Source organism: Terriglobales bacterium (assembly GCA_035651655.1).
Lineage (GTDB): Bacteria > Acidobacteriota > Terriglobia > Terriglobales > Acidobacteriaceae > DASRFG01.
On the sequence record DASRFG010000019.1, the window covers coordinates 37,532 to 57,835 of the forward strand.

At 56.5% G+C, this 20,304-nt stretch carries 13 protein-coding genes; 11 read left to right on the forward strand and 2 right to left on the reverse strand.

The window, feature by feature from the left end; all coding sequences use genetic code 11:
* Nucleotides 1–138: 138 nt before the first annotated feature.
* The 4 genes from VFA76_07645 (at nucleotide 139) to VFA76_07660 (ending at nucleotide 3,485) form a co-directional block, all read left to right on the forward strand.
* The gene (locus tag VFA76_07645; protein HZR31711.1) at nucleotides 139–492 is read left to right on the forward strand and encodes a hypothetical protein; all 354 of its coding nucleotides are present in this window, start codon (nucleotides 139–141) and stop codon (nucleotides 490–492) included.
* A 98-nt stretch (nucleotides 493–590) separates the two neighbouring features.
* A complete protein-coding gene (locus VFA76_07650) occupies nucleotides 591–1,556 on the forward strand; it encodes an MBL fold metallo-hydrolase (GenBank protein HZR31712.1) in 966 nt (321 codons plus the stop codon).
* A gap of 90 nt (nucleotides 1,557–1,646) precedes the next feature.
* Nucleotides 1,647–2,474, forward strand: a complete 828-nt coding sequence (locus VFA76_07655) for a molybdenum cofactor biosynthesis protein MoaE (protein ID HZR31713.1) — start codon at nucleotides 1,647–1,649, stop codon at nucleotides 2,472–2,474.
* 9 nt (nucleotides 2,475–2,483) lie between these two features.
* Nucleotides 2,484–3,485 (forward strand): VWA domain-containing protein, encoded by a 1,002-nt coding sequence (locus tag VFA76_07660; GenBank protein ID HZR31714.1) that lies wholly within the window; start codon nucleotides 2,484–2,486, stop codon nucleotides 3,483–3,485.
* A gap of 1 nt (nucleotide 3,486) precedes the next feature.
* On the opposite strand, the gene VFA76_07665 is transcribed toward VFA76_07660, so the two are convergent.
* Nucleotides 3,487–4,500, reverse strand: coding sequence for a tetratricopeptide repeat protein (locus VFA76_07665; protein HZR31715.1), 1,014 nt, complete (start codon nucleotides 4,498–4,500; stop codon nucleotides 3,487–3,489).
* Nucleotides 4,501–4,674: 174 nt separating this feature from the next.
* On the opposite strand from VFA76_07665, the gene VFA76_07670 reads away from it, so the two are divergent.
* The 6 genes from VFA76_07670 (at nucleotide 4,675) to VFA76_07695 (ending at nucleotide 15,552) form a co-directional block, all read left to right on the forward strand.
* Nucleotides 4,675–6,747, forward strand: coding sequence for a GWxTD domain-containing protein (locus tag VFA76_07670; protein ID HZR31716.1), 2,073 nt, complete (start codon nucleotides 4,675–4,677; stop codon nucleotides 6,745–6,747).
* 290 nt (nucleotides 6,748–7,037) lie between these two features.
* Nucleotides 7,038–10,349, forward strand: coding sequence for a TonB-dependent receptor (locus VFA76_07675; GenBank protein HZR31717.1), 3,312 nt, complete (start codon nucleotides 7,038–7,040; stop codon nucleotides 10,347–10,349).
* 401 nt (nucleotides 10,350–10,750) lie between these two features.
* Complete coding sequence (locus tag VFA76_07680) at nucleotides 10,751–11,131, forward strand: carboxypeptidase-like regulatory domain-containing protein (GenBank protein ID HZR31718.1); 381 nt, start codon at nucleotides 10,751–10,753, stop codon at nucleotides 11,129–11,131.
* Between the two features lie 56 nt (nucleotides 11,132–11,187).
* Nucleotides 11,188–14,295 carry a TonB-dependent receptor gene (locus tag VFA76_07685; protein HZR31719.1) on the forward strand — a complete coding sequence of 1,036 codons (3,108 nt, stop codon included), beginning with the start codon at nucleotides 11,188–11,190 and terminating at the stop codon, nucleotides 14,293–14,295.
* A 114-nt stretch (nucleotides 14,296–14,409) separates the two neighbouring features.
* Nucleotides 14,410–14,679 carry an RNA chaperone Hfq gene (locus VFA76_07690; GenBank protein HZR31720.1) on the forward strand — a complete coding sequence of 90 codons (270 nt, stop codon included), beginning with the start codon at nucleotides 14,410–14,412 and terminating at the stop codon, nucleotides 14,677–14,679.
* Nucleotides 14,680–15,552 carry an inositol monophosphatase family protein gene (locus VFA76_07695; protein HZR31721.1) on the forward strand — a complete coding sequence of 291 codons (873 nt, stop codon included), beginning with the start codon at nucleotides 14,680–14,682 and terminating at the stop codon, nucleotides 15,550–15,552. It abuts the gene before it with no gap.
* Nucleotides 15,553–15,558: 6 nt separating this feature from the next.
* On the opposite strand, the gene VFA76_07700 is transcribed toward VFA76_07695, so the two are convergent.
* Nucleotides 15,559–18,054 (reverse strand): protein kinase, encoded by a 2,496-nt coding sequence (locus VFA76_07700; GenBank protein ID HZR31722.1) that lies wholly within the window; start codon nucleotides 18,052–18,054, stop codon nucleotides 15,559–15,561.
* Nucleotides 18,055–18,241: 187 nt separating this feature from the next.
* Here VFA76_07700 and VFA76_07705 point away from each other — a divergent pair, with 187 nt between their 5' ends.
* The gene (locus VFA76_07705) at nucleotides 18,242–20,275 is read left to right on the forward strand and encodes an aconitase family protein (protein ID HZR31723.1); all 2,034 of its coding nucleotides are present in this window, start codon (nucleotides 18,242–18,244) and stop codon (nucleotides 20,273–20,275) included.
* The last annotated feature ends 29 nt before the right edge of the window (nucleotides 20,276–20,304 follow it).

The window sequence follows — 20,304 nt, forward strand, 5'->3', positions numbered from 1 at the left end:
TGCGCCACCACCCATAAGGTGTTCAGATTTAAAGTAGCCCACTACCGGGCTCCCCAACCTTGACCTGCACGCGGAGAAGGTGCACAATTCCCGCGCAACCGGGACAAAAAATCTCACGGTACCATGGGAGGAACGCAAATGCGGAACATGTTGCTGTGTATGGTCGCATGTCTGTTAGCTTCGCTGGCCTTCGCACAAGATCCTGTCAAGGTGGACCCGAAACATTACAAGATAGAAAAGGAGAACGATCAGGTACGGGTGTTGCGCGTGCATTACGGCCCGCACGAAAAATCAGTGATGCATGAGCATCCCAGTTCCGTGGCTACCTTTCTGAACGCCGGCCGCGTGAAGTTCACCTATCCTGACGGGAAAGCAGAAGAGCGCAGCTGGAAAGCCCACGACGTGATGGTGACTCCGGCTGGAACTCACTTGCCGGAGAACCTGACAGCCAAGCCTTTCGATCTTGTGCTGGTGGAGCTGAAAGGCAAGTAATCTTCGCCACCCGGCAGGACTAGCGTTGGCTTCAGCGGGTCGGCTTCATGCGCTGGTCTCGCCCGGGTTTGCTCCCGGAGGGCTGCATTGGAGATACCATGAGCAATTTCTCGCGGGCAATCATTCTTTTGCTCGTTTGCCAGCCACTTCTTCTTTCTGCTCAGACTACCGAGGTCTCCGCTTCAAACAGAAATTCAATACTTAATCTGTACGACGCCTTCGGCTACCAGAAGCGCGGCACGATGCTCGACTGGGGCTTCTCGGCACTGGTCCGCTACAACGGCAAAACCATTCTCTTCGATACTGGCAATACCGCTGCTGGATTCGAGCACAACGTCAAGGCGCTAGGTGTAGACCTAAAGCAGGTTGACATTGCTGTGCTTTCGCACCGCCATCTGGACCACATTTCGGGTTTTGACTACATGTTAAAGATCAAGCCTGACGTGAAAGCGTACCTGCCTGCCGACCCCGCACTGGGCGCACCCACCCTCTATACTTTTTCGCATGACATGAAAGAAGCCTTGGCAGGGCTTCCACCCGAGCAGTTGTACTTCAGGGGCAAGGTCAATTCCATTACCTGGACACCCGACTCTCGCTTTCATGGAATAAACCAGGAGTTTGTGCCGGCGACCCGGGAGATCGCTCCTGGCATTTATCTGATCGTGACGCGCTCGATCATGCTGGGAGACTTCAACGCTTATCCCCCGCATGAGCCCGGACATCCCGATCTGGCAGGGTTCCCCGAACTGTCGCTTGCCCTCAAGACACAAAAAGGCGTGGTGCTGATTACGGGTTGCTCGCACAGCACCGTGGAAGCGATTATCCGGGCCACCAAAGAGTATCTCGGCGGCAACGTTGACCTGGTCGAAGGCGGATTCCACCTGTTTCCCTACGACGGCGATTACATTCTGAAGGTCGCGAAGCTGATGAAAGACGATCTTGGGGTGCAGCGCGTGGCTCCGGCCCATTGCACGGGCAATCTCGCATTCAAGATTTTCCGCGACTTGTACGGAGAGAAATACAACTACGCTGGCGTGGAATCCGAGGTCCCGTTCTCGCACTAATTGCCGATCGTCACCGGATCCGTGGTCTAGCCTGGCCACCCTAACGCTGCGATAAACTACTGGCAACTGCGTATTGACTTACTGTCAGCCATGCGCGTCCGAGTCCTATTTTTCGGGATGTTAAAAGAGGTTGCGGGGCGGGAGCGCGACAGCGTGGAGCTGCCCGAGCGCTCGCGCGTCTCCGACCTGCTGGGGAAGTATGCCGCAATGGCGCCTGCGCTCAAGCCTTATTACGACGTGATGGCGGTGGCGCTGAACCAGGAGTACAGCAATCCGGATGCGCCGCTGCACGAGGGCGATGAAGTGGCGTTGATACCGCCGGTCAGTGGTGGGAAGTCGGGGGCAGGGAAGACGAGGCAGGGAAAAACGTCAAAAGCAAAGGCCGCGGACCGGAGTGTCCGCGCTACACAGGCGATGACTGGAGTTGCCGGCGGGACCCCGGCGCTACGCGGACAGCACGCGAGGATTGTCCGGGAGAAGATTGATGCTCATGCGGTGGCGGACGCGATCAAGCAGCCGGCGGATGGCGCGGTAGCGGTGTTTGAGGGAATCGTCCGCGATCATAGTCGCGGGCGGCGTACGCGTTATCTCGATTACGAAGCTTACGAGCCCATGGCGCTGAAGCAGATGGAAGAGCTGGCGGAGCGCGCGCTGCAGCAGTTCAAGGTGCGGGAGGTCGCGCTGGTGCATCGGCTGGGGCGGTTGCAGATCGGCGAGACCAGCGTGCTGGTGGCGGTGGCGGCGGCGCATCGCGGGCCGGCGTTTGACGCCTGCCGCTGGCTGATTGATACCTTGAAGAAGACGGTGCCCATCTGGAAGAAAGAACATTTTGAGGATGGCGCGGTGTGGGCGGATGGGGAGCCGTTTCCGGCAGAGGTGTCACGGGCGGGGGCAGGCATCCCGGCAGCATCTAAGTGACTAGTTTCCATGATTTTTGTTGACCCAAGGCAAATTGCGCGCCTGGCGCTTACGGCCGTCGTGTTTTTGTTCAGCCTAATTGGGCTGGCACAAAACGGAGATTCCAATCCGGCGACGGCGCGGCCGCCCTCTTCGACGCGCCCACCAAGTGCCAACGAAGACGACCAGAGCACCACATTCAAGGTCAACGTAAAGCTGGTGAACGTATTCGCCACGGTGGTGGATGAGCACGGCTCGCCGGTTGCGGGCCTGAAGAAAGAAGACTTCACGCTGTGGGAGGACAAGCGTCCGCAGAAGATTGCGTTTTTCGGGAAGGAGTCCGCGCTGCCGCTATCCATTGTTATGGCGATTGACGCCAGCCTGAGCACGCGCAAGGACCTGAAGCTGGAGACGGAGTCGGCGCGGCGATTTGTGCACGCGATTTTGCGGTCGGTGGATGCGCTTACACTGTATCAGTTCAGCGACGCAGTGGATGAGATGGTGACCTTCACGCCCGACCTGCGGCGCATAGACCAGGCGATTGACCGTATCCATGTGGGCTCGGCGACCGCGCTCTACGACACGTTGTATCTGGGCGCGCGTGCGTTGGGAAACCGCCAGGGCAGGAAGGTGATGGTCGTGATCACCGACGGCGGAGATACTTCCAGCAAGACGAGTTATGCCGAGGCGCTGCGGGCGGCGCAGGAATCTGAGGCAATTGTTTACAGCATTATCGTGGTGCCGATTGAGGCCGATGCCGGGCGCGACATTGGCGGCGAACACGCGCTGATTCAAATTGCCAGCGACACCGGCGGCAAACATTATTATGCCAGCTCGATCGCCCAGTTGGATGCCGCGTTTCGCCAGATCAGCGATGAACTACGAACACAGTACCTGCTGGCCTATTACCCGTCGCAACGGCTCTCGGATTCGCAGTTCCGGCGCATTGAGATTCAGGTGAACGGGCCCGCCGGCTCGGGCCTCGCGGTGCGCCATCGGACGGGGTACTACACCATGAAGTCCGACTGGTGAGCTACTTGTTAGAGGCTGCGCTCGAGCTCTCGAGTTTGTTGACGAAAGTCCGAGTTTGTTCTGCCATGGGGCCGCTGGGATCGAGGCGCAGATACTCCTTAAATTCCCGCACCGCGCCTTCGTTGTCTCGTTTTCGCAAGTGAATATTTCCCAAGAGCACGTGGATGGGAGGAAATTCCGGATGCGTGGTGGCAACATTGGCGGCGTGCGGTTCCGCGTCCTCCACTTTGCCCATCGCGAAGTAGGTCTTTGCCAGTTCATATTCGGCGGCGGTGGCTTGGGGATTGAGTTCCAGGCCGCGGGAAAGGCTCTTTTCAGCAGCGGGATAGTCTTTCTCGTGACTTAAAAGAATGCCGAGCGCGATGTGGGCGTCGGGCAGTTTGGGTTCGAGCTGAATCGCTTTTTCCAATGAAGACTTGGCGTCGGCGGGCTTGGCGTCCTCAAGGTAAGCCATGCCCAGCATCATGTAGGCGTCATAATAAGGATGGTGGAGGCTGACGGCTTTCCGCAGGTGCTCAATGCTTTTTGGCGGGTCTTTTTTCTCCAGCAATAGCACCTTGCCGGCGGCAAACTCTTTGCGCGCCGGTTCCGGCACTGCTGCGTCGCGAACATTCAGACCGGCTTGAGGCCCCTCCGGAGGTAGAGCCGCTGGAACGTCCTTCCGGTCGGGCTGAAGATCAAACATGACGTATTCCGTCGTGGCCATCGTGAGATCAACCTGCTGGATGGTTTCTTTGTAGCCCCTCTGCCGGACGTGAACCATGAAAACCTGCTGGCCCGGATTCTGAAAATCGAACTTGCCCGCTTGGTCCGTGTCGGTTTGAGCCTGAGTGTCAAAGCCCTGCCCTTCCAGTCTGACAAGGACGTGATAGAGCGGAGTGTGAGTCACAGCATCACGAACAACTCCGTGAATTTCAGTGTGGTGAGAGGGTGTTTGCTTCATCTGGGCACGCGCGGGAACGCTGGCCAGCAGTGCGCAAAGTAAGAGGAAAGTGATTCGAACGCGGTAATTCATGGGTGCCTCCCCGGGGAGGACATTCTAGTACCACTACGAACGCGAATGACTTAAATAATTGAAGGAAGGACGCGGGAGTGCCTGGCTTGACGCTCCGCCACAGCTCGCAATACCCTAATAGTTCTGATGTTTATCTCTGTGGGTTGTGATGTTCTCTCGGCTCGGCGCCGCAGCGTGCGTTTGGTAACGTTGATCACAGCGCTGTTGCTGGTGATACCGAGTCTCTGCTTAGCAAAAGATAAAGCCTCTGCGCTTTCTCCCCACTATCGCGAATGGCTGACAAAAGATGCAGCCTACATAATTACGAACCAGGAAAAAGATGCGTTTTTGAGATTGACCAGCGATCAGGCGCGAGATCAATTCATCGAGCGCTTCTGGGAGATACGCAATCCGACTCCAGCTTCACCCGACAACGCCTACAAGACTGAGCATTATCGCCGAATCACGTACGCGAACCAGTACTTTGGGCACGTGAGCCATACCGAAGGCTGGCGAACCGACATGGGACGCGTCTATATAACCTTGGGTGAACCCGCCCAAAAGCAGAAACTGCTTGGGCTGCAAAAGATCGCGCCCATGGAGATCTGGTTCTACTCCAACGCAAACCAGGCATTGCCGCCTTTTTTCTACGTGGTCTTTTATCAGCGGGATCCAAGCAGTGAGTTCCGAATCTATAGTCCCTATGGCGATGGGCCGGAAAAGCTCATCAACAGCGTGGCGGGGCCGCAACGTGCAGAAGCGCTGAAGATCATCTCAAACGATGCTGGGGCTGATGTCGCGCGGGTCACGATGAGCCTGATTCCCGATGAACCTGTGGATATGGAGGGCGGGCAAATCAGTTTGCAATCTGATGTGATGCTGGCGACCATCCGGAACCTTGCCAACAATCCGCTGTCGCAAGAACAGCTGGCGAACCGTCGCCGGCTCCTCGAGGACGTGACCCACCGACTCATCCTGGGTCCTGAATATCTGGATGTGCTTACTGTCCCGCTCCGTGACGCCGCAGGCGATATGAATTTGCATTACGTGCTGCGATTCAAGAAGCCGGAGGATTTTACGGTGGGAGAGGCCTCCAAAGGAGGCTACTACTACTCAATTCTTGCCGCAGTAAAAGTTTATTCCGCGGCCGGCAAGCTGATTTTTACTGACGAGAAAAAGATCGCGCGGGAAATAGGAAAAGATAAATTCGAAGAGATTAAGGGCAAGGTGTTCGGGTTTGAAGGATGGTTGCCACTTCCTCCGAGCAAGTACAAATTGGAATTCCAACTGACCGACCTGTTGCGCAATGCTGCCTACCGTCGTGAGGTACAGGTAGCAATTCCGGAAGTGCAACCCGGAGAACTGCAGGTTTCTAATCTCGTTCCGTTTACAGATGCAAGCATGATTGAGCCAGGGCAACAAACCTTGCCGTTCAGTGGCGCAGGCGTGCAATTTGTTCCCATGGCGGGCCAGGAACTGCAGTTGACCCAAGGCCGAGAACTAAAGTTTTTTTACCAAGTGTGGGATGCGCCGGCGGGAAACGTTTCTCGAGCGGGCAAGAAGCTTGACGTGGATTATTCATTCGGCAGGATGGGAGCTAAGGACACCAAGACGCTGCACGATGAAATTCCCCTCGATCAGTTGGATCCGGGCGGCTCTGTCCTCAACGGAAAAAAGATACCGACCGTGGATCTGGCGCCGGGGAATTATCGGCTGGTTATGACGTTGCGTGATCCGGACAGTCAAGCGAAGACCTATGGCTCGCTAAGTTTCAGCGTGCTAACGGCCTCGACCGCTTCGCCTGCGTGGGATGTTTCCGACGAGGGCTTAGCGGAGAGAGCCAAAAGCGGCACGGCAGACTATCAAAGGGCGACTTGCTACCAGGCACTCGGAGATCGCGAGCACGCGCTGGAGTGGTTTCAGAAAGCCTATGCGAAGAGTCCTAACGAAGAGCGTTTCCGCAGCAAATTGGTAGAAATGTATTTCGCCCACCAGGAATATTCGCGCGTAGCCGATCTTTATGTAAAAAGCGGCATCGGCAACTCAACCGACGACGAAACAATTGTTAGGATCGCGGAGAGTTTCGACAAGACGGGAGACACCAGAAAAGCGGTTGAAGTGATGGAGTCAGCCGCCAGCCTGAAACCGGGGAGCGGGCCACTGCAGCTCGGTCTGGCTGAATATTATCGGAAGACTGGCGACCTGCAGAAAGCGGCAGCCGCTGAACAAAAGGGCAAACAGCTGATGTCAGCTCATCCCGAGTCATAGCCCCGGTTTCAACCGCTTCACCACAGTGAAGTGGTTTTTGGCCCCAAAATTATTCAAAATTCCATAGCAGTTCATCCCCGTACACTATGGAAATCCGAAACCGATGATGCCAGTAGATTCGTAAGTGATTGAAAGAATTACTGCATATCGACACATAGCAGCGGCAAACAAAGTGCAATAACAACTAGCTGTTTATCCGCCGAAAGGCAGCGGCCCGGGGTACCCAGGTATATCGGCCACGCAAAGGCCACCCCCAGAATTTTAGAACTCCCAGGTTCTTTGGAGGAAGAATGAGAAAGTACGTTTCAATCTTGGCGCTTGTTTTGGTGTTGCTCTTTACTTTTACGGCTCTAGCGCAAGAGTCTGCCGTGAAGGGCAATGTGAGCGGTACCGTAGTTGACCCGTCCGGCGCGGTGGTACCCAACGCGAAGGTCACTTTGAGCGGGCCCCAGGGCACGAGGACAGCAACTACAGACGGAAGCGGGCGGTTTTACTTTGACCTCCTGGTTCCGGGTGCCTATTCGGTGAAAGCTGAGGCCCAGGGCTTTAAGACCGCTGATGTGAAGGGAATCCAGGTTTTCACCAACCGAAACTCGAACATTCAGGTGAAGCTCGAGCCAGGCGGCGCGAGTGAGGTAGTCGAGGTGAGTGCGGCTGCAGTCACGGTAGACACGACATCTACTGCGGTCAGCACCAACCTTAACAATGACTTCTATTCCAGAGTTCCGGTGGCCCGCAATGTCACCGGTCTGTTCTATGCCAGTCCTGGAGTGACCTCGGGCGGCGGCACCGGTCCGGCGAACCCGTCAATCTCCGGCGGCAGCGGCCTGGAGAATCAATACGTGGCGGATGGCGTAAACATCACTGACGGCGCATTCGGTGGTATCGGCGTGTTCTCGCGCGTTTATGGATCGCTCTCCACCGGTATTAACCTCTCATTCGTTAAGGAAGTGCAGGTCAAAACGGCTGGCTACGAGCCGCAATACGGCAAGAGCACAGGCGGTTTGGTGCAGATCGTTACCAAGTCTGGCGGTAACGACTTCCATGGCGGTATTTCAGGGTTCTTTGGTCCAAAAGCGTTTGAATCCCAGCGTTTGAACCCCGATAACTTCAACCGGTTGAACCAAACCGGCTTGTTGCTTCACGACCAGGGTTACGACGTCGCCGGCGAAATCGGCGGCTATGTCCCAGGCCTGCGCAATAAGCTCTTCTTCTTTGGATCGTTCAATCCTTCGTGGAAGACTCAATTCGACCGCTTCGCGACTCTGCACGGGGCTTACAACTTCCCGCTGGTCGGCACGACGAATGACCTCAAACAGACCTTCTACAACTACGCAGCCAAGCTGACCTGGAAGCTCTCCGACAAGCACCAGTTAGAGTCGTCGGTGTACGGCGATCCAACACGCAGCAACACTGGCGCGTTCAACACCACCAGCACCTTTAGCGATACGACCTTCAGTAAGCTTTCGAACGGTACTCGCAACTGGGTGGCTCGCTACAACGGCGTCCTCTCGCCGACATGGCTGGCCAACGCGTCGTTCTCGTGGGGACACAACTACCTGACCGAGACGCCGAAGGCCCCGAACATTTACCAAATCCTCGACGTCACGGGTTGCGGTTTTACGGGCACAACCGGCTCAACCTCATGCAGAACCCCACTCACGCCTGGGACGCTGGATGGACCATTGGGGCCGCTCTCTGGCATCTTTACTCGCCAGGGTCTGGGATTCAGTGAAACCACTCAGGGCGACAACTACGGGCTGAATTTCGATACCCAGAAGACAGTGGACAAGCTAGGTTCGCATACCTTCGGGATCGGCTATCACTATGAACGCAACTTCTACAAGGGTAACCGCTCCCGTTCAGGCCCATCGTTTCCTATTACAGCGCTCATGGCGCTGGATCCGAATCGCGGCCAGGGACTTGACGCGAGCGCAATCGGTCTGGTCAGCGATGCCGCATTCCAATTACGCGTAACATCGGCAACCGGCGCTTTCTGTACGTCTCCTGCGGGTGCTTGCCCCACTATGTTCGTTCCTGGAGCCGGGATAAAGAGTGTGTACCTTCGCCAAACCCGAGGCGAGTTCGGCAAGGTGCCATTCGACACGGACGGCAATTACCATGCCGCCTACGTGAACGATGCCTGGTCGCCCAATCGCCATGTCACGATGAACATTGGGTGGCGTTGGGAGCAGCAACGTATGCAGGGCACGCCCTATACCGACTTCAGGACGGGCCAGAAGTTCCATACCCACTACACCTACACTGATAACTGGTCTCCCCGCCTTGGTCTCTCCATTGATCCCCTCGGCGATCGGAAGAGCAAGATCTATGGCAACTTTGCCCGGTACAGCTACGCCATACCGCTCGACATGGCGATCCGCTCGCTCAGCAACGAACTGGACTTCGGCGCAACCGCGTGGTTGCCGGTGGCCGATGCTTCCGGAAATGTTGCCCTCAACCCGGACGGCACGCTGGTGAACCCGATCCTTGACGATGCGCATTACGTCACTGCCGTCAGCGGCGCCAGCCTGTCTTCAACGACCAGCATCGCTCCCGGCACCAAAATGCAGTATTTGCAAGAGTGGATGGGCGGGATTGAACACGAGTTCCCCAAAGGGATCGTCGTGGACGTCCGCTTCATAGACCGCAGGCTGAAGCGGATCGTGGAGGACATGGCCGGCATTTCACCGGAGGCCTTCCAGTGCTGCCTCAACCAGAACTACCTGATCAGCAACCCGAGCGCAGGGACAGATCTGTTTATCAATCCAATTCAGGTTGATTATCCGGCGGGGGGCCTTCCCGCTTCTTGCGCATCGGGCGGTACTGCGACCGACTTCGCTGGCAACCCAGTGGGAGACTTCTGCATTACCAACCCTGCTACGGCAGGTCTCTTAGGGGCGGATGGCAAACCTGACGGTTTTGTCAATCCGGTCCGCATTTACAGGGCGGTGGAGTTTGAAGTCAACAAGAGCTTCAGCGCCGGCTGGCAGATGCGTACCAACTACCGCTGGTCTGAGCTTTCCGGCAACTACGAAGGCGCCTTCCGCAATGACAATGGCCAGAGCGATCCGAGCATCAGCTCGCTGTTCGACTTTGTCCGGGGCGATTTCGGCCTGCTGGGCGACCAATTCGCGGTGGGCTGGCTCAACACCGACCGTCGTCACATCATCAACAGCTATCTCAGCTATACGTTCAGTTCAAGTTTCCTCAAGAACCTAACTTTGGGAACTGGCGTTCGAGTTGAGAGTGGCATTCCGATCAACGATCTGAGGGCGCACCCCGCTTACCAGAACTCCGGTGAGATACCGGTGGGCGGCCGCGGATCGCTGGGCCGTACGCCGACGGATGGGCAAGCCGACATCCACGCGGAGTATGGAATTAAGTTGACTGAACGTCAGATGCTGCACTTGGGCACTGACCTGTTCAACATCACCAATCAAAGAACACAACTCCGTGTAGACCAGAACCAAGACCGGTCTTTCCTGGTATCGAATGCTGATTTTTTGAAACCGTACCAGGGAACCACTGGTGGCCTGAACCCGATCGTTGGCTTCCAGCGTCCGTTCAACGCGAGACTGTTTGCGCGCTGGACGTTCTAACTAGTTAACCTTTGTTTGAGAGAGGGAGGGCGAGAGCCCTCCCTTATTTTTTTGGCTGAAATCCCCCTCTAGGCCATTGCTCCGCCTACCAATTTGTAAATAAGCCCAAAGAAAATATGGGATTCTGGAATTAGTGAGCGCCGTAGCGCCTGTGTCGGTGGCCGGCTTCTGGCTAACTGACTGAAAATACAAAGTAAATATTTACTTTCAGAGTTGGTCAGTGCATTGCAGAGGAACCCTGTTCCCAAGCGAGACAAATCCGCCGTGAAACGCCTGTTTTTAGGTGTGAATGACGGAAGAGCGCCGTGGCGCGTGAAAATTGCGCCTTGGGAACTGGGCTCCACGGGGTTTGGGGCCGATCTTTTCGTCAATAACTGGGCAAACCAAAAGGAAGGTAGAAAATGAGCATCCCCCAAGCGAATTGCAGAAAGCTGGGACGATTTTGTCTGGTATTGCTGACAGTACTTGCGTTAGTAAGCTTTGTTTCTCTGCTGTCGGCGCAGACAACTGTGGGCACCGGCAGCATTGTAGGTACGGTAACTGATCCGAGCGGAGCGGTGGTTCCCGGAGCGAGGGTCACGATTACCAATACTGCTACCGGTCAAAACATCGAGACGGTCAGTAATAATTCTGGTGCGTTCAATTCCGGTGCCTTGGCTCCTGGAAACTATAAAGTACAGGTTGCTGCAAAGGGATTCAGCACTGTCAGCGTGCCGGTCACGGTGATGGTGGGTAACACGGCGACCGCGTATGCGAAGCTCGCTTTAGAGAGAGCCAAATAGTTGAGGTCCAGGGTTCAGAGGTTCAAGTAAACACTGAGCAGGCGACTGTTCAAGGCGTGCTGAATGCACAGCAGATCGAGAATTTGCCGGTGAGCGGGCGCAACTTCCTGGACTTGGCACAGCTGGAACCGGGAGTGCAAATCCAGGACGGCCAGAATTTCGATCCCACCAAGGCGGGTTATTCGTCGATTTCATTCGGCGGCAGGTTCGGGCGTACCGCACGCATCAATGTTGACGGCGTGGATGTGAGCGATGAGACAGTGGGAACCACGACGGCTGACATTCCGGCCAGTGCGATTGATGAATTCCAGCTGAGCCAATCTTCGCTGGATCTCTCGCAGGACCTGACCTCTTCAGGCGCGGTGAACGTGACCACAAAGTCTGGAACCAATGCGTACCATGGCGAAGGTTTCTACTACATCCGTGATCACAACTTTGCCGCGAAAGCACCGGGCGGTAACGACAATTACTTCCAACGTCATCAATATGGTGGGCGCTTCGGTGGGCCGATCATTAAAAACAGATTGTTCTTCTTCGCGGATGGTGAGCGTACGAAACAGGATTCGTTGGCAGGAGTGCTCCTGTCCGGAACCCCGTTTGATGCCTTTAGCGGCGGTTTCAGCCAACCATTTCGCGAGAACAACCTGGTGGGAAAACTGGACTATAACCTGGGTGGCAGCGCGAAGGCTTTCTATCGTTACTCATATTTTTCGAACTTGCTGGCAGCAACGTTTGGGCTGGGGTTTTCGGTTTACGACAACAAAGACGTGACCCGTCAGCACGTGGTTGGTTTGGACCTGGCCAAAGGAACATTCAGCCATTCTTTCCGCTTCTCTTATTTGAAGTTCCAAAATCAGATAGCGGACGCCACTCTAACCAATCCCTCCCTGCCACTGTGCTGCACCGGGCTGGAACTGAGCTCGAGCAGCTTCTTCGTGGGACCCAACCTGCTGGCGCCGCAAAGCACTCCTCAATCGAACCACCAAATCAAATACGACGGCAGCAAGATTCTTCACGCTCACACTTTGCGGTACGGAATTGCGTTCAACCACCTTCAGGGAGGCGGATTCGCAGATTTCTACGGGACCGCGCCACGGGTTTCGTGGACTGCCAGCACCGGTCCGGTAGGCAGTTTTCCGGGCGGAGCATCGAATCCTCTGAATTATCCGGTTCAACGGCTCCGAGTCGGCAATGGTCAAGGGTTCAATACTCTTGACCCGGCACTCGGTTTCCCAGCAGGAGGTTTAGGACCTGATAACCGGATCGGTATCTATATCGGGGACTCTTGGAAGATCAAGCCGAATTTCACCTTGAGCGCGGGGTTGCGCTACGACAGGGACACCGGACGTACCGACAGCGATCTACCGGCTGACGCAGCCATAAACGCTGTGTTCCCAGGTCAGGGAAATCGGGTGAAGCAGGCGAACCTGAATTTCGCACCGCAACTTGGTTTGGCGTGGGATCCGAAGAGCAATGGAAAAACCGTCATTCGTGCCGGAATTGGGCTGTTCTACGAGAACGTAATTTGGAATAACGTTCTCTTCGATCGCCCGCTTCGGCTACAGACCGGGGCGTTTAATGCTGTTACGAGTGCTTGCTTTAGAGGACAGCCGCAGCCGGTTCCGGTGAGCAAATCCACAGATCCCAGCGGGTTCATTTCGCCTGTGGGCATTTGCAATCAGCCGGTCGGAGCTGTCATTCCCCAGATCATGTCATTCTGGCAGACGGTTTTAGCGGGGAACCCGCTCGACCTCAAGGCTCCAAACCCGAACTACATCGGGAATTTCCTTACTGCGGGACAGGGCAGCGGAGGCAACACCGGTCTGTTTGCACCTAATTACAAGACCCCTCGTTCGCTACAGATGAACATCGGCATTCAGCGGGAAATCCGGCATGGGATGGTGTTCAGCGCGGACTTCCTGCGGAATGTTGAGACGCATACTTTGCTGTCGATCGATCAGAATAGCGACGGCGATATCAGGACCTTCAATCCGGCGGCCGCACAACAAGCAATTGCGCTAACTAATACCTCCTTTTCCAGCTGCACAACCGTCGCGTGCGCGATCGCGCATGGCGCAACCATAGACGACTACGTGAATAATGGTTTGGGGAGCTCGAGCGACATTGGCGGCGTAGGTTGCAACCAGCCTGCCGCCAATGGTGGACTTGGTCATCCCTGCGCGTTCGGTGGAAAGAATCCGAACCAGGCGTCCTTCTTCAGTCTTCAGCCCATCGGGCGGTCGGATTACAACGCTTTGCAGATGAAGCTTGCGCAAAACGTGAGTAACCCAATGAAATGGATCAAGGCCGCGAACCTGCAAATTTCTTACAGCTTGTCACGGTTTAGGAACAGCGGTGGCCTACAGCTAACGGGTACTCCTGGAGACAGTGATCAAGACTTTGTGCTGCAAACCGCCGATAACAACTCACCGGGAAGATACTACGGGCCAGCGTTGCTTGACCGCACTCACCAGATATCGTTCGGTGGATTCGTGGATGCTCCGGGCGGCTTCCGGATTGGGCTGATAAGCCACTTCTATAGCCCTCTCGCGAGCGCGATTGTTGTTCCGGGTACCGGCGATATCGGCGATATCTTTCGCACTGACTTCACCGGTGACGGTACGATCGGAGATCCACTTCCCGGCACGCACTTCGGGCAGTTCGACCGCGGAGTGGATGCCGGCAGCTTGAATAACCTGATCAACAATTACAACAACAACATCGCAAACCAACCCACTCCTGCAGGCCAGACCCTGATCCAGGCCGGCCTGATGACTGCAGCCGAATTGCAAGCTTTGGGCGGCGTTGCATCACACGTTTGTCTTGCACCGCCAGCGGTGGATCCGAGCTGCTCCTCGAACACACCGGGAAGCCAGGTCAACTTTACCTGGTTGCGGGCCATGGATTTGAAGTTAGCGTGGAGGCATACGTTTGCGGAGCGGTACACAATTGAACCCAGCGTGGGCTTCTACAATCTGCCTAATTTCAGCAACTTCAACCTGCCGCCGAACACGATGAATGGATTGTTATCTGGAGCGGGTTCGGGCGCAATCAATGGCACTACCAAAGCGGATAACGAATCATTCCGAGTCGGCAACGGCACGGGCGTCTATTCATTGGGTGCTCAGCGTCAGATCGAGTTCGGGATGAGATTTACGTTCTAGGCTGAAGGTGATTGACTATTTGTGTGACGCCACCAGTTCCCTCGGGAGCTGGTGGTTTTTTGTGCTCGCGTGGGTGCTATGTAGTCGGATTGGCTGCACGTGTAGAATGTAGCCATGTCGTTCCGTGGAATTCCGCGTCCCTCGAAGAAAGGCAAGAATCCGCCGCCGGAAGAGACTTACGAAGAGTCGGCGTATCTGAAGAGCCTGGGTGAGAAGCAAAAGCCCGTCGTAGTGAAGCTGATTGACGGAGAAATAGTAAAGGGCTGGATCGAGTACTACGACAAGAATATGGTGCGCGTGACCCGGGAAGGCGCCCCCAACCTGTTCATTTTCAAACACCAAATCATGTATATCGCCGAAGACAGCGGGCGGCGGAAACCCTGAATGGCGCAAGCGAAAGGCTCGTCTTCATCCGGGGAATCGCGGTCCGAGTTTTTGTCGCCTATCTGCGAGGTGGCGCGGGAAGCTGGAGCCCTGCTGATGGATTTTTTTCGTCAGCGCGTCAAGGTCGAGTACAAGGGCGACGTGGACGTGGTCACCGCGGCCGATCGCGCGGCTGAGAAGCTGATCTTTGAGCGTATCCGCAGCCGCTGGCCCAAGCACAACCTGATGGGCGAGGAAGGCACCCGCACCGAGCAAGGAAGCGATTATCGCTGGTATGTTGACCCGCTCGATGGCACCACGAATTTTGCGCACGGGTATCCAGTATTCTGCGTTTCTATAGCGCTCGAGTTTCAGGGCGAACTGATCACTGGCGTCATCTTTGATCCCACTCGCAACGAGCTATACACGGCGGAGCGCGGACGGGGAGCATTCCTGGATGGTGAGAAGATCCACGTTTCCAGCGTGCCGCGGCTGGCGGAAAGCTTGCTCGCCACCGGATTTCCCAGCCAGAAGCGGCACAAAAATCCCAACATCTACTTCTACCACCAGATCACCTTGAAGACGCACGGAGTGCGGCGGGCCGGGTCGGCGGCACTGGACCTGGCCGCAGTGGCGTGCGGACGGTTCGACGGTTTTTGGGAGTTCAACCTCAATCCCTGGGACACGGCTGCGGGCGTGCTTTTGGTGGAAGAGGCGGGCGGTCAGGTGAGCGGATTTACGGGACAGCCATTCGAGATCAACAGCCGCGAAACCCTCGCCAGCAACGGGCTGATTCATGCGGAATTGTTGCGCGAGTTCGATGCTGTGTTTCGAGGAGAAGGACTGGAACAGCTGCCGTCGGTGGAGGAGTATGTAAGGACGCGGGAGAGCTAGCGTGGGCTAGGTGGTATTGAACTCCTGTTTGTACTGCTCCCAGCGGCCGCGAACCTCGCCCATGATCTTCTGATACTGAGGATCGGACCGCAGGTTATCGTAGTTCTTGTCGTGCTCAAACCATGGATAATTGAGATTCCCGAGCTCAACCGCTCGCCTCAGCCACGAGATAGCCTGTTGTTTCTCCCCAAGGAGGGCATACATCCCTCCAGCCCAATACGCGAGATCTCCGTCTATCACTTGTTGCGGACGGTAAGCGAATAAACGAGGGTCGATTTTTTCTCTCTTCCCCTGAGATGCATAGAGAAAAGCGGCGAACCAGAGCGGTATGTCATCTCCGCTTTTTCCGCCGAGCTGCACCGAGCGGAGGAGGGGAGGCTCGGCCTCTTTTAACTTACCCTGGTAGTACAAGAACTCACCAAGGAATGCTAAGAGCTTGAACTGATCAGGATTACTGGCCAATGCTTGCCTGACCTCCTGTTCTGCTTCCTGCGGTCGGCCGAGATAGAGAAGCATTCGGCCGTGCATCCAATTGGCCCTGGGAAGAGTTGGGTTCAGGTCGCGACTTTGTCGGAAGGCTTTCTCGGCCGAATCAAGCAGCCCGGCGTAATGGTAAGCATAGCCCAGTGAAGCCCAGGCGTATTCAACGTTGGGTGCGAGTGCCACAGCTTGGCGCAGGGTAGAGATTGCTTCCGAATTCCGCCCCTGCTCACCGTAAATTGCACCGAGCGAGACCAAGGCTTCCACTGAGCGTGGATTCAGTTGAAGGGCACGTTGGGCCGCTTCTGTCGCTAACTGCAGATTCTTCCGGGCATTCTCCCTGAAATTCATGCCCTCCAAGTTGTATAAGAACGCCAGCAGTGCATATGCATCGGCGAAATTGGGATCAAGCGAGACGGCCCGCTGGGCGAAGCTTTGGGCTTTTTGGATAGTGGCCAAATCGGAGCGGATGAAATATTCATTGCGGTAGAAACGTGCCTGCAGATACTCGTTGTAAGCTTCGGGAACGTTCGTCGCCGGCTGTTGAAGAGAGCTTTGTTCCGCAGGAGAGACCTGTACTGCCAGTCCCTGAATGACGCGGGTTGCAAGTTCATCCTCGAACTTAAACATTTCTCCGCTTTGCAAGTCGTAACGCTGTGCCCACTTCGTCGCCCCTGTCTGTGCATCGATGAGCTGCAGGGAGACGCGTACGACTCCGGTCGAACGCTGGTAGGTGCCGTCGAGAACCGATTGCACGCCGAGGTCTTTTGCCGCCTGCACAGGATCTGTGCTCTGCTTCACATATTTCAGAACAGAACTTGTAGGGCGGACGGCAAGGTTGTGCAGCGAGGCGAGGCGGCTGATGACGGCGTCTGCCATGCCGATTCCCCAACTGTCACTTCCAGCCTGCCCGGAAAGATCGCGGAATGGGAGAACGGCCATAGTTTGCGGAGAACTTGCAGTCGGGGCGGAAGTGGATGCGGGGCTCGGCGATGTTTCGGATCTGCGGCCGGGGAAGAAGTACCATCCCACGACAACCAGTGCCAATGCGAGTATGCCCAGCCCAATACGGATGGGAATGCTACGCGCGAAATCAAGCGGCGACGTGCGGCCAGCAGTCTGCGCGGCCAGGAGCTTTCCAGATTCTGTGTCGCGCTTTAGCCGCTTCAAATCAGCCCTGAGCTCGGCGGCGGACTGATAGCGGATCTCTCGGTCCTTCTCCAGTGCCTTGCTGATGACCTGCTCGAGGCCGACGGGAATCTCAGGATTGATCCGGACTGCCGATGTCGGAGCTCGGTTAAGTATCGATTCGAAGATCACGCCAGCCGTGTCGCCGCGGAAAGGAAGAGCGCCCGTCGTCATCTCGTACAGGACGGCGCCGAAGGAGAACAGGTCTGTGCGAGCGTCTAGTTCCTTGCCGCGGACCTGCTCGGGGGACATATAAGCTACAGTGCCGATGGCGGTGCCTGGACTGGTGAGGTGCTCCTCGGCAACATCCTGGGTCGCAGCCGTGGCACCCATTACCTGCTTATCGGTAGAAACCTTCGCCAGCCCGAAGTCGAGTATTTTCGCCTGACCACGAGTGGTTACAAAGAGGTTGGCAGGTTTGATATCGCGATGAATGATGCCCTTTGCATGTGCGGCATCAAGTGCGTCCGAGATTTGGATTCCAAGTTCGAGTGCGGTCTCGGTCTCGAGCGGCTTGCCTGCGATCTTGTGCTTGAGGGTCTCGCCTTCCAGGTACTGCATTACGATGAAGCGCTGGCCTTCATGCTCGCCGAAATCGTGGACGGTGCAGATGTTCGGGTGATCCAGCGCCGAAGCCGCGCGAGCTTCCCGTTCGAAGCGCTCCAGCGACTGCGTGTCCTGGGCGAGTTCCTCGGGGAGAAATTTGAGCGCAACGTGCCGACCCAGGCGGAGGTCCTCCGCCTCATACACAACTCCCATGCCACCACCCCCGATTTTGCGGAGGATGCGATAGTGCGAAACCGTCTGGCCGAGAGGCTGGAAGGGAGTAGCCACTGGCGGAAATGTTAGGCTGACCGCGGGAAACGGTCAATGAAAAGGCGCAAATCGGCCAGCAGACGCCCGCGAAGCGCGACCAAGGCGCCTGGGCGGAGGCCTTCTTGGACGGGCGTAGAATATGTGTATTGCTGCCCGCATCCAAATAGGGGCGGGCGGCTGGTACGGCTCCCGCTGAGATGAAGTTATGACTGCGTCGCTTCTGGATCGAAAGATTGAAAAACGGCCTGATCGGGTCCGCTTGCGGGGCCGGATTCTTTTCCTCACCGAAGACCCGGAACTGATCAAGCGCCAGCTCGCGGGCGAAGACCTGCCCTGGGACACGAAAAATCCAGCCAACAATCCCAAGCTTCGGGACGACATTTCGACCGACGAGATCACCCCGGCACACATCTGCTTTTTCTTTGACGAAACTTTGGGGGAGTTTCCCTATACCGGGTTGAAATGCGGCAGCGAGCTGCCGATCAAACGCGGCGACGTAAAAAAGGGCGGCTTCGTGGCCGCGGTGAGCGGGAAGCGGCGCGGGAAGGGCTCCAGCCGGGAGCAGTCGCCATACGCGGAGCGAAGCGCCGGCATTCAGCTGGTGATCGCGGAAAATATCGAGCGCATTTACAAGCAGAATTGCCAAAACCTGGGCGTGCTCACATCCACGAATTTCGGGCTGATTGACAAGATCCGCGCGGGTGAGGAGATTCCGCTGTCCGAGTTCACGCAGGGCGAAGATGAGATCACGCGGCAAATCATCGAGCACGGCGGCCTGTTCCCATTTAACGTGGCGCGCATGCAGGGCAAGGTTTTTTTACCGCCGATTGAAACCAAGGCTCGGCCGATGACCGTGGCAGAAAAGATCTTTGCTCGGCACATGATCGCCGGCGGAGACAAAATAGGCGTGCCCGCAGTCAAGCCCGGAGATGCGGGTTTCGCGCGTACTGATCTACGCTTCAGCCACGAGTACGTCACGCCCATGGCTTCTATCTTTTTTGAGCATTTCGTCGGCAAAGATGCGCCGGTCAACGATGCTGGCAGCGTGCTTTTTTTCCGCGATCACCTGACGTTTCTCGACGAAGTGCTCTCCGAAGAGAAGCGCAAGATGGGGCTGCTTGATCTTGCTACCCAACTGAAGCTCAAGCAGGAAGATTTCGCCAAGTCGCGTGGCATCAAGTTGCACGGCGAATTGCGCGATCGCAAAGGTTCGGAGGGCATTTGCCACTCGCTGGTTCTGGAGAGCTACGCGCTGCCGGGGCAGTTGAATGTCGGCTCGGATTCGCATACGCCCCACGTGGGCGCGATGGGCTGCGTTGCGTTCGGCATCGGCACCACGGATGTATTCAATTCCTGGATCACCAAAGATGTACGAGTGAAGGTGCCGGAGAGCGTAAAGGTAGTCATCCGCGGGAAGCGCCGCCCCAACGTGACGGCCAAAGACTTCATCCTGCAATTGCTGGCGCTCGATTACGTTCGCAGCGGCAAGGCGTTGGCCAAAGTCATGGAGTATGCCGGCGAGGCCATTGAAGAGCTCAGCGTGGACGAGCGCGCCACCATGACGAATATGGCGGCCGAGATCGGTGGATTTACCGGCATTGTGGCGCCTGACAACAAGGTAGTCGATTTCCTGGTGGAGCGCCGAGGAATGGATCGCAATAAAGCGCAACAGCTAATCGAAGGACTGAACAGCGATCCGGGTGCGCAGTATGCCCAGGTCATCGAACTGGATGCGGACCAGATTTTCCCCATGGTGGCCACGCCTGGGGATCCGGGAAACGGCAAATTCATCCGCGACCTAAATACGCCGGTGCCGGTTGAGATCGCCTACGGCGGCACGTGCACTGCCGGCAAGAATGAAGACATGGATATGTATGCTCGCGTGCTCGCCGACGCGCTCAAGCAAGGCAAGCGCGTGGCGGGCAGCTGCAGGTTCTATATTCAGTTTGGATCGCAGGAGACGCGAGATTATTGCATTCGCAAGGGCTATTTAGACGTCTTCAAGCGGGCGGGAGCGATTGTGATTGAGCCCAGTTGCGGAGCCTGTATCAACGCCGGACCGGGGGTTTCTACTCGCCCCGACCAGATCGTGATCAGCGCGCAGAACCGGAACTTCCCGGGGCGCAGCGGCCCGGGGCAGATGTATCTCGCGAGCCCTCTGACGGTCGCAGCGAGCGCGGTGGCCGGTTTTATTACGGAATATCAGCCCAGCGAGCAGCGGGAGTTGGTGCCGGCGTAGGCCCTGTCACCCAGGCGCAAGAACGCGTG